This is a genomic window from Rhizobium sp. B230/85 (assembly GCF_019355735.1).
Lineage (GTDB): Bacteria > Pseudomonadota > Alphaproteobacteria > Rhizobiales > Rhizobiaceae > Rhizobium > Rhizobium rhododendri.
In genome coordinates this window covers 2578223-2594552 of sequence record NZ_CP072156.1, presented here as the reverse complement: position 1 = coordinate 2594552, position 16330 = coordinate 2578223, and the positions used below count along the sequence as shown (strand labels likewise).

At 63.8% G+C, this 16330-nt stretch carries 13 protein-coding genes and 1 riboswitch; of the genes, 11 read left to right on the top strand and 2 right to left on the bottom strand.

What is annotated here, in order from left to right; genetic code table 11:
* Positions 1–10: 10 nt before the first annotated feature.
* On the bottom strand, positions 11–1801 hold the full coding sequence (locus J5289_RS12605; protein ID WP_142823093.1) for a chloride channel protein: 1791 nt from the start codon (positions 1799–1801) through the stop codon (positions 11–13).
* A gap of 165 nt (positions 1802–1966) precedes the next feature.
* Positions 1967–2358, top strand: a riboswitch (cobalamin riboswitch).
* A gap of 151 nt (positions 2359–2509) precedes the next feature.
* Between J5289_RS12605 and cobU the strand changes: the two genes are divergently transcribed.
* The 5 genes from cobU (at position 2510) to J5289_RS12580 (ending at position 9434) form a co-directional block, all read left to right on the top strand.
* Positions 2510–3034, top strand: coding sequence for a bifunctional adenosylcobinamide kinase/adenosylcobinamide-phosphate guanylyltransferase (gene cobU, locus J5289_RS12600; protein WP_209183981.1), 525 nt, complete (start codon positions 2510–2512; stop codon positions 3032–3034).
* Between the two features lie 64 nt (positions 3035–3098).
* Entirely contained in the window at positions 3099–4085 is a 987-nt protein-coding gene (gene cobW / locus J5289_RS12595; RefSeq protein WP_247749142.1) for a cobalamin biosynthesis protein CobW, read from the top strand.
* 126 nt (positions 4086–4211) lie between these two features.
* Positions 4212–8234, top strand: coding sequence for a cobaltochelatase subunit CobN (gene cobN / locus J5289_RS12590; protein ID WP_209183979.1), 4023 nt, complete (start codon positions 4212–4214; stop codon positions 8232–8234).
* Positions 8235–8361: 127 nt separating this feature from the next.
* Positions 8362–9009: a cob(I)yrinic acid a,c-diamide adenosyltransferase gene (gene cobO / locus J5289_RS12585; RefSeq protein WP_209183978.1), complete on the top strand. Its 648-nt coding sequence runs from the start codon at positions 8362–8364 to the stop codon at positions 9007–9009.
* Positions 9009–9434, top strand: coding sequence for an EamA family transporter (locus tag J5289_RS12580; RefSeq protein WP_142823088.1), 426 nt, complete (start codon positions 9009–9011; stop codon positions 9432–9434). Before cobO ends, J5289_RS12580 begins: the two co-directional genes overlap by 1 nt.
* A gap of 19 nt (positions 9435–9453) precedes the next feature.
* On the opposite strand, the gene J5289_RS12575 is transcribed toward J5289_RS12580, so the two are convergent.
* Positions 9454–10200 (bottom strand): TSUP family transporter, encoded by a 747-nt coding sequence (locus tag J5289_RS12575; RefSeq protein WP_209184131.1) that lies wholly within the window; start codon positions 10198–10200, stop codon positions 9454–9456.
* A gap of 236 nt (positions 10201–10436) precedes the next feature.
* On the opposite strand from J5289_RS12575, the gene J5289_RS12570 reads away from it, so the two are divergent.
* The 6 genes from J5289_RS12570 to cbiB all read left to right on the top strand — a co-directional run bounded on the left by J5289_RS12570 (position 10437) and on the right by cbiB (position 16194).
* Positions 10437–10799 (top strand): cobalamin biosynthesis protein, encoded by a 363-nt coding sequence (locus J5289_RS12570; RefSeq protein WP_209184130.1) that lies wholly within the window; start codon positions 10437–10439, stop codon positions 10797–10799.
* 127 nt (positions 10800–10926) lie between these two features.
* The gene (locus J5289_RS12565; RefSeq protein WP_209183977.1) at positions 10927–11874 is read left to right on the top strand and encodes a nucleoside hydrolase; all 948 of its coding nucleotides are present in this window, start codon (positions 10927–10929) and stop codon (positions 11872–11874) included.
* A 210-nt stretch (positions 11875–12084) separates the two neighbouring features.
* Positions 12085–12918 (top strand): uroporphyrinogen-III C-methyltransferase, encoded by an 834-nt coding sequence (cobA, locus tag J5289_RS12560; protein WP_209206535.1) that lies wholly within the window; start codon positions 12085–12087, stop codon positions 12916–12918.
* Positions 12915–14219, top strand: a complete 1305-nt coding sequence (locus tag J5289_RS12555) for a cobyrinate a,c-diamide synthase (protein ID WP_209183975.1) — start codon at positions 12915–12917, stop codon at positions 14217–14219. The genes cobA and J5289_RS12555 overlap by 4 nt, the downstream gene beginning before the upstream one ends.
* Positions 14216–15217, top strand: a complete 1002-nt coding sequence (cobD, locus tag J5289_RS12550) for a threonine-phosphate decarboxylase CobD (protein WP_209183974.1) — start codon at positions 14216–14218, stop codon at positions 15215–15217. The genes J5289_RS12555 and cobD overlap by 4 nt, the downstream gene beginning before the upstream one ends.
* Positions 15214–16194, top strand: a complete 981-nt coding sequence (gene cbiB, locus J5289_RS12545) for an adenosylcobinamide-phosphate synthase CbiB (protein WP_209183973.1) — start codon at positions 15214–15216, stop codon at positions 16192–16194. The genes cobD and cbiB overlap by 4 nt, the downstream gene beginning before the upstream one ends.
* Positions 16195–16330 lie beyond the last annotated feature (136 nt).

Here is a 16330-nt window from a genome sequence, read left to right as displayed (position 1 = left end):
GATTGCGGGCTCAGAGTTCGCCTGACTCCTCTCGCCGGCGCCGGTCGAGCTCTTCCGAATAGCGCCGCAGGGTATGGCTTTCCGACAGCTGGCCGATGACCTTTCGCTCGATCAGATTGTTGACCACAGCCAGCGCTTCGCTTTCGGTCTTGTCGAAGATCGCGGCCGCCTGCTTTGCATTCATCTGCGGCTGCAGGAAGTCGTTCTTGTAGCGGATGAAATCGCCAAGGCCGCGATCGCCATCGTCCTGGTCGACGGGGCTGGCGTATATTTCCGGCACCAGCACCATGCCGGCATATTTCTCCGCATCGTCCAGCAGCACGACCCGCTGGGTCGAGCCGATCGGGAAATCATGGCGGAAGTCGGCGATGCTGATGTTGACGTTGGCGCTGCGCACGTCGGGGCGCATCATCCGGGCGACGGTCAGGTTGCGGATCCAGCCGACATCGTGGGCGCTGCGGATGCTCTCGCCCCGAAGGTGGAAGCGCCAGGTGGCAAAGGAGTAACCGAAGGTGGTGCGCACCACGAGCGACGAGGTGATGACGGCGGCAAGCACCAGCGCGGTGATCGGAAAGTCGCCCGTTATTTCCAGCGCCAGGAAGGTCATCGTCAGCGGGCCGCCGATGACTGCTACGGCCAGCGAACTCATGCCGACCACGGCATAGATGACCGGCGTCAGCGTCGCGTGATCGAAGTAGGGCGCGGAGTAGGCGAAGATCTTGCCGAGCAGGGCGCCCATGAACAGCGAGGCGAAAAACAGGCCGCCACGGAAGCCGGAGCCGATCGAAACCGCCGAGGCCAGCGACTTCAGCAGCAGGATGCCGATCAAGGCCGGGATGGCGATATCGCGGCCGAGATTGAGATGCAGCGCACCGTGGCCGGCCGACAGCACCTGCGGCGAGATCAGCGCGAGCATGCCGACGACGATGCCACCGAGTGCCGGGCGGACATACTGGGGGATGGCGCTCTTGCGGGCCAGCTCCTCGATGAAGGAGACGCCCTGCATGAGCAGGATGCCGCAACCGGCGCAGACGGCGCCGAGAAGCAGGGCCGGAATGTAGTCGGCCGGCACGACGCTGCCGAAATCTCCGATGTCGATCATCACGTCGCTGCCGGCGAGCAGGCGTGCGACCAGCGTTGCGACGAGGGCGGAAACGACGACCGGGGTCAGGGTGACGATGGTGTAGCTGCCGATGATCAGCTCGAAGGCATAGAAGGCGCCTGTGAGGGGGGCGCTGAAGGCTGCGGCGATGGCTCCGGCCGCACCGCAGCCGACAAGGGTGCGAAGGTCGCCGCGGCGCAGCTGCAGTTTCAGTCCGAGTTTCGAGGCGATCCCGGCGGCGATCTGCGTATAGCCGGCCTCCAGCCCGACGGATGCGCCGAAACCGTTGGATATGAGGTTCTGGATGGAGACTAGAATGCTATCGGTCAGCGACAGCCGGCCGCCGTGAAGCGCGTTGGCCTCGATCGGGTCGATCATCGGCTTTTTGCGGGTCTTGGAGAGAATGAACAGCATCAGCCCCAGCAGCACGCCGCCGGCAATCGGCGCCAGCAGCAACAACAGCTTGTTGTCGATCACCGCGCTGCTCAGCCTGCCGTCATCGCCGATACCGTAGATCAGCATGTGCATCTGGCGAGAGATCAGGCTCATGGCCGTCACCGCCAGCCCGGACGTCACGCCGACCAAGGCGCCGGCTATGACGAGGCCGACTTCGCTCTGTCGCAGGATCGCGCGCATCCGCCCGGCTTCGAAAAGCGACCGGAGGGTGCGAAAGCGGGGCGCATGGAATCGTTGAAGCATGGCGTTACGCATGAAAGAGAGGCGGTTGTTTAAAGCAGGACGTCTTTACACTGGCAATTGCGACAAAAAGACCGCCGCCGGGAATGATTTCAGCGCCGTTTCAACACATATATGGCAGAAACCGAATTCGTCGATCAGTTGACTTGCATAAGGCGAAGGCCTAATCCTGAACGCATAACGGAAGGTTCCCGCGCCGTGAAAACGGTATGGGATCAAAAGGGAATGTGACCGGGCGGACCCATACAGGGCGCTCCTATCGCAGCCGACCCCGCGACTGTAGAACGGTCAGGGTCTTTCGTCCGGTGTTCCGGGACGACGGGTGATGTTCTGCAATGGTGCAGGCGGGCCTGAAGTCGAAGGCATCGGAAAAGCCACTGGCGTGGCATCATGATTTACCGGGGTGGGACGCCTCTTCATCTACGAATCGTCCGCCTTTTCATGATGACCTGCCGGGAAGGCGAGAGAGACCCGTGATCTCCGGCCGGAACGATATCCGTCGTTTCGGCCGGAGATTGCAACCGTGAGCCAGGAGACCTGCCATCCGTGCCGGGCGAAAAGCCCACCCTTTGGGACGTCGTCCCGCTGCCAGCACGGAGGTTGTCATGGCTGAACGTTTGCTTTTGCGCGTCATTGCGGCGCGCTTGCCTGATCCGAACTGTTGCACGCTTGCAGCTTCGCGCAGAACCGCGTGAGGATCGGAACAACCTGATGTCATCCCCAACATTCGGAACGGCCCTCGTGCTCGGCGGCGCGCGCTCCGGCAAGTCGTCTTTTGCCGAGGCGCTCGTTACAGGCTCCGGCCTCGACCGCCATTACGTCGCCACCGGCCGAGCCTGGGATGCCGAGATGGCGGAGCGCATCCGCCAACACCGCGTCGATCGCGGCGAGGGCTGGACGACGCATGAGGAGCCGCTCGATCTTGTCGGCACACTCGGTGCCATCGACGCGCCCGGCCGCGCTGTTCTTGTCGATTGCCTGACGCTGTGGGTCACCAACCTGATGATGGAGGAGCGCGACATGGCTGCCGCCTTCGCCTCACTCTGCAAATTCCTGCCGGGCGCAAGGGCGCGCCTGGTGTTCGTCTCCAACGAGGTCGGCCTCGGCATCGTGCCGGAAAACCGCATGGCGCGGGATTTTCGCGACCATGCCGGACGTCTCCACCAAATGATCGCGGCTGAGGCCACCGACGTCTATTTCGTCGCCGCCGGACTGCCGCTGAAAATGAAAGGCTGATTCATTGCAACAGAAAATTCCCGCCACCGTCATCACCGGCTTCCTCGGGGCCGGCAAGACGACGATGATCCGCAACCTGCTGCAGAATGCCGGCGGCAAGCGCATCGCCCTCATCATCAACGAGTTCGGCGATCTCGGCGTGGACGGCGACGTGTTGAAGGATTGCGGTGCCGAGAACTGCTCTGCCGACGATATCATCGAGCTCACCAACGGCTGTATCTGCTGCACGGTCGCCGATGACTTCATTCCGACGATGACTCAGTTGCTTGCCCGCAACCCGCGGCCCGACCACATCGTTATCGAGACATCCGGCCTGGCGCTGCCTCAGCCGCTGGTGGCGGCCTTCAACTGGCCCGACATCCGCACTCACGTGACGGTCGATGGCGTGATCACCGTTGTCGACAGCGTTGCCGTCGCTGCCGGCCGGTTTGCCGACGACCACGACGCCGTCAATGCGGCGCGGGCGGAAGATGCCTCGCTCGACCATGACAACCCGATCGAGGAACTGTTCGAGGACCAGCTGACCTGCGCCGACCTCATCGTGCTCAACAAGACAGACCTGCTGGACGCCGCCGGCATTGCGGCCGTGCGTGCCGAGGTCCAGTCGCGCACCGAGCGCAAGCCCCCGATGATCGAGGCTCGCAACGGCGAGGTTTCGGCAGCCGTGCTGCTCGGGCTCGGGATCGGCACGGAGGCCGATGTCGGCAACCGCCTGTCCCACCACGAGATCGAGCATGCCGACGGCACGCCGCACGACCATGACGAGTTCGACAGTTTCGTTGTCGACCTCGGGCCTATCGCCGAGCCGGTCACGTTTATCGAGCGGCTGAAGACAGTCATCGGCCATCACGACGTGCTGCGTCTCAAGGGGTTCGTCGATGTGCCGGGCAAGCCTATGCGGCTGCAACTGCAAGCCGTCGGCAGCCGTGTCGACCATTATTTCGACCGAGCCTGGACGCCGGGCGAAGTCCGCGCGACGCGTCTGGTGGTGATCGGGCTGCACGATATGGACCAGGCGGCGGTACGCAGTGCGATCGAGGTGCTTGTTTGATGGTCTTTGCCGTGGCTTACCCCGCTCTGTCACTGCGTGACATCTCCCCCCTCGTGGGGGAGATGTCCGACAGGACAGAGGGGGGCGCCGCCCCGTGCTAGAACCCGCCCATCGGGGAGGTGCTACATGCATCTTCTCCTAGCCCAGAAGGGCTCGATATCCGATGGCGACGAGGCGATCGACCTCGGTCAATCGCCGGGCGATATCCTGTTTCTGTCGGCAGCCGATACCGAGCTTGCCGCTATCGCTGCGGCTTATGCCCACAATGACGGCACCCATTCGCTGCGTCTGGCAAGCCTGCTCAGCATGAAACATCCGATGTCGGTCGATACCTATGTCGAGCGGACGGCGCGGCATGCGAAGATGATCATCGTCCGGGCGCTCGGTGGCGCCAGCTATTTTCAATATGCCCTGGAAGCGCTGCATTCAGTGGCGACACGGCAGGGGGTTAAGATCGCGGTCATACCGGGCGATTCCAAGCCGGATCCGGGCGTCATGCCGTTTTCCAACATCGCGCTCGACGATCTCAATGCGTTGTGGGCCTACCTGATCGAGGGCGGCGACGATAACGCGCGGGCGTTTCTGGCCTATGCGTCGGCGATGCTGTCCGGAGCCGAAAAACCGCAGCCGGCGAGCCCGCTTGCCAAGGCCGGCATCTGGTGGCCGGGGCAGGGTGTTGTCGATGTTGAGGAATGGCTGGCGGCCTCTGAGGTTACGACGTTACCCCCCTCTGTCGGCCGGGCCGACATCTCCCCCACAAGGGGGGAGAATAACCGGGGGCAACGGCCTATTGTCGCAATCAGCTTTTACAGGGCTCTCGTTCAGAGCGGGGAGACCCGGCCTGTCGAGGCGATGATATCGGCACTGGTCGAGGCCGGTGTGCGGCCGCTGCCGGTGTTCGCCTATAGTCTCAAGGACCCGGCATCCAAGTCCATCATCGCGGACATTTTTGGCGCCGCGTTGCCGGATGCGGTCATCAACACCACGGGCTTTGCGATCTCCGCCCCCGGCGCAGACCGGAAGCCGACGGTGCTGGAGGCGAGCGACGCCGTCGTGCTGCAGGCGATCTTCTCCGCGTCTTCCAAGGAGGCCTGGACTGCCTCGGCGCAGGGTCTTTCGGCGCGCGATCTAGGCATGAACGTGGCGCTGCCCGAAGTCGACGGCCGCGTGCTGTCGCGCGCCGTATCGTTCAAGGCCGCAGCCCGCTACGACGAGCGGGTGGAGGCTAATATCGTCGGCAGCGAGCCATCGATCGATCGCATGCGCTATACCGCAGCGCTCGCCGCCAACTGGGCGCGGCTGCGTCGGACGCCGGCGGCCTCTCGGCGTGTGGCGCTGGTCATGGCCAACTATCCGAACCGCGACGGCAGGCTTGGCAACGGCGTCGGGCTGGACACGCCGGCCGGCACGGTGGAAGTCATGCGGGCGATGGCGGCGAACGGTTATCCGGTGGCCGATATCCCGGCAGATGGCGATGCGCTGATCACCCATCTGATGCAGGGGCCGACCAACTCCGGCCGCGACGGGAAGGTCATCCGCGAAACGCTTTCGATGAGTCGTTACAAGACCTTCTTTGCGTCTCTTCCCGTTCAGATTCAGGATGAAGTGTCGGCGCGCTGGGGTGGGCCTGAGGGCGACACCTATGTCGTCGATGGCGCATTCGCCCTGTCTTTTGCCCGCTTCGGCGAAATGCTGGTCGGCATCCAGCCGGCGCGCGGCTACAACATCGATCCGAAGGAGAGCTATCACTCGCCGGATCTCGTACCGCCGCATGGCTATCTCGCCTTCTATGCATTCCTGCGCCTGGAATTCGGTGCCCATGCCGTCATCCACATGGGCAAGCACGGCAACCTCGAATGGCTGCCGGGCAAGGCACTGGCGCTGTCGGAGACCTGCTATCCCGAGGCCATCCTCGGGCCGATGCCGCATCTCTATCCGTTCATCGTCAACGATCCCGGCGAGGGCACGCAGGCCAAGCGCCGCACCAGTGCCGTGATCATCGACCACCTGACGCCGCCGCTGACGCGCGCCGAAAGCTACGGTCCGCTGAAGGACCTCGAAGCGCTTGTAGACGAGTATTACGAAGCCTCCGGCGTCGACCCGCGCCGCATCCTGCTGCTGCGCAAGCAGATCCTCGATCTCGTCACTGATATCGGGCTCGATCAGGATGCGGGCATTGCCAAGGGCGAGAGCGAGGACAGCGCGCTGCAGAAGCTCGATGCCTATCTCTGCGACCTGAAGGAAATGCAGATCCGCGACGGGCTGCACGTCTTCGGCGTGTCGCCGCAGGGGCGGCTGCTGACAGACCTGACGGTGGCGCTGGCCCGCGTGCCGCGCGGTTTGGGCGAGGGCGGCGACCAGAGCCTGCAGCGGGCGATTGCTGCCGATGCTGGGCTTGCGGCGGTTGTGTCTGCCGCTCTACCCCCCTCTGTCAGCTCTGCTGACATCTCCCCCACAGGGGGGGAGATTGGTATGCCGCGCCATGGTCACAAAAATGCACCTGCGGAGCTTGGTGCAAAAGCGGACTTCAGTGTGGAGATTGCCGCCGCCCCATCGATCTCCCCCCTTGTGGGGGAGATGTCCGACAGGACAGAGGGGGGTAAACCTCCGCAACCCAAAACCTTCGACCCGCTCGACTGCGGGATGGCCGATGCCTGGGCAGGCCAGCGCCCGAAAATCCTCGTCGATGTATCCGGCGACCCATGGCGCACCAACGGCGATACCGTGGAGCGCATCGAATTGCTGGCCGCGCGGTTGGTCGATGGCACCAGCCTCTGCCCGCCGGATTGGTCGCAGACGCAGGCCGTGCTTGCCGAAATTGAGTCCCGCCTGAAACCCTCGATCCAGGCCTGTGGACCGGCCGAGATCGACGGGCTGCTGGCCGGTCTCGACGGCCGCTTCGTGCCTCCGGGCCCGTCGGGCGCGCCGACGCGCGGCCGGCCGGACGTGCTGCCGACGGGCCGCAACTTCTATTCCGTCGACAGCCGCGCGGTGCCGACGCCGGCGGCCTACCAGCTTGGCAAGGCCTCGGCCGAACTGCTGGTACGGCGCTATGTCCAGGATCATGGCGAATGGCCGGTCTCGATCGGCCTGACGGCCTGGGGCACGTCGAATATGCGCACCGGTGGCGACGACATTGCCCAGGCGATGGCGCTGATTGGTGTCAAGCCCCTGTGGGACATGGCGTCTCGGCGGGTCACCGGCTACGAGATCATACCGCCGGCCATGCTTGGTCGTCCTAGGGTGGATGTGACGCTGCGGATTTCCGGCTTCTTCAGGGATGCCTTTCCCGAGCAGATCGCGCTGTTCGACAAGGCCGTCCGGGCTGTGGGCGCGCTGGATGAAGACCCTGAGGACAATGCGATCGCAGCCCGCATGCAGGGAGAAACCGCGCGCCTGATGGCCGAGGGGCTGGATGCGGCTGCAGCAGCAAAACGGGCCGGCTATCGTGTCTTCGGCTCCAAGCCGGGCGCCTACGGTGCTGGCCTGCAGGCGCTGATCGACGAAAAGGGCTGGGAGAAGCGCGCCGATCTCGCCGAGGCCTATCTAGTCTGGGGCAGCTACGCCTATGGCGCCGGTGAAGATGGCAAAGCCGAGCGCGGTGTGTTCGAGGAGCGGCTGGCATCGATTCAGGCCGTCGTGCAGAACCAGGACAACCGCGAGCACGACCTGCTCGACAGCGACGATTACTACCAGTTCGAGGGCGGCATGGCGGCGGCGGCCGAGCAACTGGGCGGTGCCCGGCCGCCTATCTATCACAACGACCATTCGCGGCCCGAAAAGCCGGTGATCCGCTCGCTTGAGGAAGAGATCGGCCGGGTGGTGCGCGGCCGCGTCGTCAATCCGAAATGGATTTCCGGCGTCATGCGCCACGGCTACAAGGGTGCCGCCGAGATCGCTGCGACCGTTGATTTTCTGTTCGCCTTTTCGGCAACGACAGGCGCCGTCCGCGATCACCACTTCGAGGCGGTCTACCAGGCCTTCGTAGCAGACGCCCGCGTTGCCGATTTCATGACGGAGAAGAACCCCGCTGCCTTCGCTGAAATGAAGGAGCGGCTGCTGGAGGCGATCGATCGCCAGCTGTGGACACCGCGCAGCAACTCGGCGCGGTTCGCTCTGATGCAAACAGGCGAAGAGGCGCTGGCATGATAGTCGTTGTAGAGAGTATGACCAGTTTTCTGCACACGCCGAAAACAATTAGCGAGCCGCAAATCGGTTTCCATTTCCGGCCGGGCGGCCCGCTGGCACAGAAGCCCGAGATTTCAGGACGACAGCCATGAGCGAAGACACAACCGACGGCGTGACCGCGCCGGAGCAAAGGCCCGACGATAGCCGCCACGCCGAGAAGATGGCGAAGAAGAAGGCGGCGCGTGATAAGATCATGGCGACGAAGAGCGGCGACAAGGGGCTGATCATCGTCCACACCGGGAAGGGCAAGGGCAAGTCTTCGGCCGCTTTCGGGATGATCTTTCGGCATATTGCCCACGGCAAGCGCTCCGCCGTCGTGCAGTTCATCAAGGGCGCGATGTGGACGGGCGAGCGCGATCTGATCGAGAAGCATTTCTCGGATATATGCGCCTTCCACACCATGGGCGAGGGGTTCACCTGGGAGACGCAGGACCGCGCCCGCGACGTGGCGGCGGCTGGAGCTGCGTGGGAGAAGGCCAAGGAGCTTATCCGCGACGAGCGCAACTCGATGGTGCTGCTCGACGAGATCAACATTGCGCTGCGCTACGATTATCTCGATCTGGCCGAGGTCATCGAGTTTCTGAAAACGGAAAAGCCTTATATGACGCATGTCGTGCTGACGGGCCGCAATGCCAAGGAAGAGTTGTTCGAGATCGCCGACCTGGTGACCGAGATGGAGCTGATCAAGCATCCGTTCCGCTCCGGGATCAAGGGGCAGGCCGGAGTGGAATATTGATGACGCAGAGCTGGGTTTTCTGGGCGATCCTGTCGGCCGCCTTCGCGGCGCTGACCGCGATCTTCGCCAAGATCGGCATCTCCGGCGTCAATTCGGATCTCGCGACGCTGATCCGCACCATGGTGATCATCGTCATCCTCGCCGCTATCGTTACCGCCACCGGCCAATGGCAGGCGCCTTCGACGATTTCTGCCAAGACCTGGCTGTTCCTCGGCCTGTCCGGCCTTGCTACCGGCGGCTCGTGGATCGCTTATTTCCGGGCCCTGAAGCTCGGCGATGCGGCCCGCGTCGCGCCTATCGACAAGCTGTCGATCGTACTGGTCGCCATCTTCGGCGTCGTCTTCCTCGGGGAAAAGCTTGGAATGGTCAACTGGCTCGGCGTTGCGCTGATTGCCAGCGGTGCGCTGCTGCTGGCGCTGTTCTAATCGGCGTTCCCTGGAGCCCTCAGTAGCCGAGCCAAAGCCTGACGGGATTGTTCGGATCGGCCAGCAGTTTGATCGCGAAGGCGATGCAGACGACGACCAGCAGCGGCTTGATGACTTTTGCGCCGATACGCATGGCAAGCCGCGAGCCGACCTGGGCGCCCAGAAACTGGCCGATGCCCATCAGGATGCCGATCTTCCAGAGGATGGCGCCGGAAAACAGGAAGACTACAAGCGCCCCGAAATTCGAGCCGAAGTTCAGAAGCTTGGTATGGGCGGTCGCCTTCAACAGGCCGAAACCGGCGAGGCTGACGAAGCCGAGCATGAAGAACGAGCCGGTGCCGGGGCCGAAGGCGCCGTCGTAGAAGCCGACCAGCGGCACGACGGTCAGGCCGAACATCAGCGCCGTCATCCGCCTGTGGGTCTCGACATCGCTGATGTTGGGCTTCAGCGCGAAATAGAGAGCGATGGCGATCAGCAGGAAAGGCATGATGGTGCGCAACAGATCTGCTGGCATGATCGTCGCCAGCAGCGCGCCGAGCACGCCACCGAGCGCCGCCATGGCTGCCATCGGCACCTGCTCGCGCAATTGCACATGGCCCTTGCGGGCGTAGGCGATGGTCGCCGAGGCCGAGCCGCAGATGCTTTGCAGCTTGTTGGTGCCGAGCGTCTGCAGCGGCGGTATGCCGGCGATCAGCATGGCCGGAACGGTAATCAATCCGCCACCGCCGGCAATCGAATCGACGAAGCCGGCAAAGAATGCTGCCATGAACAGAAGCAGGAGCAGTTGAAAGGAGATGTCTTGCACGGCGGGCCACCCGATTTCACTGGAGCGTCTTCTGGCACCCGCGCTTGCCGGCTGCAATCGTTGTTTGCGGGGGCGACGAAAATTGACGTGAGCCGCGCTGAAGCCTAGACAGATCGCCATTGTTACCGAAGAGAGCATGCGTGACCCATTCGTCTTCCGATCGGCAATCGTCCGGCAGGTCCCGCCTTGTGATCGGCATGGGCTGCGAGAGCGGCGCATCGGACGTCGAGTTGCTGGCCCTGGCAAAGTGCGCCCTCGCGGGAGCTGGTCTCGATGCCCGTGACCTCCAGGCGCTATCCTCGATCGACGGCAAGGCGAAGGAGCCGGCTATCCTTGCCGTTGCGGCCTATTACGGCATTCCGGCCCTGTTTTTCGATGCCGAGCGGCTCGAGCGCGAGACGCCGCGGCTGCAAAATCCCTCCGACAAGATTTTCGCACTCGTCGGTTGCCATGGTGTCGCGGAAGCTGCGGCGCTGGCCGGGGCGGGGCCTGAGGCCGTGCTCATCGTGCCGAAACTCAAATCCGTGCTCGCCACCGTGGCAATTGCCGCCGTCGTTTGAATTTCGTGCTGGACGACCGACCGGCCGGGCATCTGCGATATTGCGAAACCGCCCGGCGCCGGTATGGTGACGTCTTTCGCCGCTGGCCGAGATGGCTGCCGGCTCCGTGCCGCGATGAGGAATTTCCATGCACAAGGTCATTTACGACACTGATCCCGGCGTCGACGACGCTATGGCGCTGCTTTTCCTGCACCGTCATCCCGAGATCGACCTGATCGGCGTCACCACCATCTTTGGCAATGCCTCGGTCGACACGACGACGCGCAATGCGCTGTTCCTGAAACGTGAATGGGGCTTCGAATGCCCGGTGGCACGAGGCGCCGACGCAACCTTCGATCCGTCGCGCAAGGAGCATGGCTGGCCGACGCATGTGCACGGCGTCAACGGTCTCGGTGATATCGACGTGCCTGAAACCATCGATCTTCCCATCGATCCGCGCCCGGCCTACCAGTTCATCATCGATACCGTCCGGGCTAATCCCGGCGAGGTACGGCTCGTCGCCGTCGGCCGGATGACCAACCTGGCGCTGGCGCTGAGGCACGATCCGGAGATTGCCGGACTGGTCAAGGACGTCGTCATCATGGGCGGCGCCTTCTACGTGCCGGGCAACGTCTCGCCGGTGGCTGAAGCCAATATCTACGGCGACCCCGAGGCTGCGGACGCCGTCATGACGGCCGACTGGAAGGTTGTGCTGATCGGCCTCGACGTGACAGCCATCACCACAATGAGCCGCAGCTATCTCGCCGACATGGCCAAGGCCGGCGGCAAGGACGTGCAACTGCTCGCCGACCTCTCGCAGTCCTACATCGATTTCTACAAGCACGCGGTCGAGGACGGCATGATGGTGCACGACAGCTGCGCCAGCGCCTACATCGTCGCCCCCAACCTCTTCACCTCGATATCAGGTGCCGTCCGCGTGGTCTGCGGCGGCATCGCCGAGGGCCAGACCATCGTCAAGCCCGACGGCCGCCACTTCCCCCCGGGCCACTGGGACGGACTGTCGAGCCAGACGGTGTGCGTCGGGATCGAGTCGGAGAAGGTCGTGGATCTGATCCGGGATGTGATCGTGGGGTGATGGTGTCGGAATTCGCTCATCCTATGGTTCAACCATACGCTTTCACATAGCTGCTGCCTTCAGATATCGGTCGTATTGTTGGAAGACGCGGAGGCATAGTGGAGTGCGGCTTCGTCGCCAGAGTGGCAGGGGCTATGATGCTCGTTGGACGATCCGGTGCGGCGTCAGGCAAGATTGCAATTTGAGTAGTCGGCGCTTAGGACAGCAATCATGAGCCAAACCCTGTTTTCCACATTGCCAACCCTTGAGCCGGGCAGCGTCTGGCTGGCCGGGGCGGGGCCGGGCGATCCGGGCTTGCTGACGTTGCTGGTTGCAAAGGCTATGTCTGAGGCTGATGTCATCGTCCACGATGCACTGGTCGACGATGCCTGCCTTAGGCTCGCCGGTGCCGTGCTCGAATATGCCGGCAAGCGTGGGGGCAAGCCTTCGGCAAAGCAGCGCGATATTTCGCTGCGGCTGGTCGAGTTGGCGCGGTCCGGCAAGCGGGTGCTGCGGCTGAAGGGCGGGGATCCCTTCGTTTTCGGGCGTGGTGGCGAGGAAGCGCTGGTGCTCGTCGAGCATGGCATCCCGTTCCGCATCGTGCCGGGCGTCACCGCCGGGATCGGTGGACTTGCCTATGCCGGCATTCCGGTGACCCACCGGGACGTCAATCACGCCGTGACCTTCCTCACGGGTCATGATTCGTCGGGGCTGGTGCCAGATGCCATCGACTGGCAGGCGATCGGCAAGGGGTCGCCGGTGATCGTCATCTACATGGCGATGAAACACATCTCCCAGATCGTTGCCAATCTCATTGCTGCCGGCCGGTCGCTGCACGAGCCTGTCGCCTTCGTCTGCAATGCATCGACACCGCGCCAGCAGGTGCTGGAGACGACGCTCGGATCTGCCGAGGCGGATGTTGCAAGCGCAGGTCTTTCGCCGCCTGCCATCGTCGTCATCGGCGCGGTGGTAGGGCTGCGCCCATCGCTGGATTGGCTGGGCGCACTCTCCGGGCGCACATTGGTGCCTGAAAGCATCTGCGAACCGAGACAGGTGCGAGTATGAGCGGGCTGTTGATTTCGGCGCCGTCCTCCGGGTCGGGCAAGACGACGATAACGCTCGGGCTCTTGCGGGCGCTGCGCAATCGGGGCGTTGCCGTGGCGCCGGGCAAGGCCGGACCCGATTATATCGATCCCGCCTTCCATGCGGCGGCGAGCGGGACGACCTGCCTCAATTTCGATCCCTGGGGCATGCGCCCGGAACTGATCGCCGCCAATGCCGCCCTCCACCGGGAAGGCGGCAGGATGCTAGTGGTCGAGGCGATGATGGGCCTCTTCGACGGCGCTGCCGATGGTCAGGGTACAGCGGCCGATCTGGCGGCGATGCTGTCTCTGCCGGTGGTTTTCGTCGTCGATGCGACGCGGACGTCGCAATCGGTGGCGGCGCTTGTCAGCGGCTTTGCCAATTTTCGCGCCGACATCCGCATCGTCGGCGTCATTCTCAACCGGGTTGGCAGCGCTCGCCACGAGCTGATGCTGCGCCAGGCGCTGCGGGCAATCGGCATGCCCGTCGTCGCCGTAGTGCGCAGCGATCCGGGGCTGGCGGTGCCAGAGCGTCACCTGGGGCTGGTGCAGGCTGGCGAACACTCGGGGCTCGAGGAGTTTGTCGAGCGTGCCGCAGCGGCTGTTTCCGCCGAGTGCGATTTCGATCTGCTGATGCGCGCCGGTGCGGAACATGCCAAGGCCTCTCCTGCCAATATTCTCCGCATGGCGCCGCTCGGCCAGAAGATCGCCGTCGCCCGCGACATCGCCTTCGCCTTTTCCTATGAACACATGCTGCTGGGCTGGCGGCGGCGCGGCTCGGAGATCTCGTTCTTCTCGCCGCTTGCAGACGAGGCACCGGTGGCAGATGCCGATGCCATCTATTTGCCCGGAGGCTATCCGGAGTTGCACGCCGGGGCCATTGCTTCGGCCAGCGCGTTTCGCGCCGCCATGCGGGCGGCGGCCGGGCGTGGCGTCAGGATTTTTGGCGAGTGCGGCGGCTATATGACGCTCGGTGAGGGGCTGATCGATGCAGCCGGTGGGCGCCATGCGATGCTAGGGCTTCTGCCTGTCGTCACCAGCTACGAGACGCGCAAGCGGCATCTCGGCTATCGCCGCGTAACGCCATTGCCGGGCAGCTTCTTCGAAGCGCCGATGAAAGCGCATGAATTTCACTATTCGACGCTGGTATCCGAAGGCGACGCCGACCCGCTGTTTGCCGTTACCGATGCCCTGGACAACGATCTCGGCACGGCCGGCCTGCAGCGCGGCAATGTCGCCGGTTCCTATATGCACCTGATCGACCTGTCCGGAGAGCCCGGATGAGCGGCCGGATCGCCCATGGCGGCGGCATCACTGCCGCAGCGCATCTCTACGGCGGCGAAGCCCACGATTGGCTCGACCTGTCGACGGGGATCAACCCCAACCCGGTGGCGATCCCGCCGATAGAAGCGAGCGCATGGCACCGGCTGCCGGACCAACATCTGGTGGAGCGCGCCAGGCTGGCCGCGCAGACCTACTACCGCAGTGGCGATTGCCGGCCGTTGCCGGTGCCGGGGACGCAGTCGGTCATCCAGCTGCTGCCGCGTCTGGTGGTCGAGGACAGGCGCGTCGCCGTGCTGGGGCCGACCTACGGTGAGTACAGGCGCGTGTTTTCGCTGGCTGGCCTTGCCGTCGATGAGATCGCCGATCTCGACGCCGTGACGGAGGCGCATGGGCTGGTGGTGGTCGTCAATCCCAACAATCCGGATGGTCGCGTTCATACGCCCGACCAACTGGTGGCGCGCCAGCATCGACTTTGCCGGCAGGATGCGTGGCTGGTGGTCGACGAGGCTTTTGGAGACGGCAGCCCGCAGGCGAGCCTTGCGTCGCTGGTGTCCCAGATGGACAAGCTGATAATCTTCCGGTCGTTTGGAAAGTTCTTCGGGCTGGCGGGTATCAGGCTCGGTTTCGTGCTCGCCAATCCTTTCCTGCAGGAACGTTTCGAGGACTGGCTCGGACCCTGGGCGGTTTCGGGTCCGGCGTTGTCGCTGGCGGCTACCGTGTTTGCAGGAGACACGGCGGTAATCGGCAGGCACCTGGCCGAACGCAGCGCCGCATTGCGCTCGGTGCTGGGCGGTGCGGGGCTGTCGGTTGCCGGCGGGACCGATCTGTTTTCCCTTGTTGTCGACAGCAGGGCGGGTGCGATTCACGAGCACCTTTGCCGGCATCACATTTTGGTCCGCAAATTCGACTATGCCGCAGAGTGGCTGCGTTTCGGGCTGACGGCCGATGCGGCAGAGGATCGCCGGCTGGCCTCGGCACTCACCGGGTTGACATCATGATCATCGACGAACACCTGCTCATCCTCGTATTGGCTCTGCTGCTCGACCGGATCGTTGGAGATCCCGACTGGCTCTGGACGAGACTGCCGCATCCGGTGGTGCTGTTCGGCAAGGCGATCAGCTTTGTCGACAAGCGCTATAATCTGACGCGGCTTTCGGCCGCAGACCGTCGTCGCAACGGTCTCGTGTCGATACTGGCCTTGCTGGCGCTGAGTGCACTTGCCGGTGGCGTGCTGCATGCTTTGCTCGGGATGTGCGGCTGGCTCGGTCTGCTGATCGAAGCGGTGCTGGTGGCGGTTTTCCTGGCCCAGAAGAGCCTCGCCGACCATGTCATTGCTGTCTCGGAGGCGTTGCGGCAGGAGGGGCTCGAAGGCGGACGCCGCGCGGTGTCGCGCATTGTCGGCCGCGATCCGGAGACGCTGGACGAGCCCGCTGTCTGTCGGGCGGCCATCGAGAGCCTGGCGGAGAATTTTTCCGATGGCGTGGTGGCGCCGGTGCTCTGGTACGCGGTTTTCGGCCTGCCGGGCCTGCTTCTATACAAAATGCTCAATACGGCCGATTCGATGATTGGCCATAAATCCGAGACCTACATCGATTTTGGCCGGGCCTCGGCGCTTCTCGACGACGTCGCGAACTGGCCGGCGGCGCGGTTGTCGATCCTGTTGATTGCCCTCGGGGCGATGGTGCGACGTGGTGTGACGGCGCTCAATAATGCCTTTCGCATCGCCGCGCGCGACGGTGGTCTGCACCGTTCGCCGAATTCCGGCAGGCCGGAGGCAGCCATGGCCGGCGCTCTCGATATACAGCTGGCGGGTCCGCGTATCTATGCCGGAGAGACTGTGCGGGAACCGATGATCAACGGATCCGGGCGAGATACCGCGACCGTGAGCGATGTCGAGGCGGGCGTGGCCATCTTCTACACGGCCTGCAGCGTACTGGCGCTGGCCGTGCTTGCGGGTTTTCTCGTTTTACTTTAATTTCTTAATAAAGATTTGCGTGCGATCCGGAAAAAATAATTAGGCAGCGCGCGTCGTGCAAATTAATTCAATATAGAAAACTTCGTGCTATTCCTTTGCCAGTCGAAATTGCTCGCTCCGAAGCAACGACCGAGGG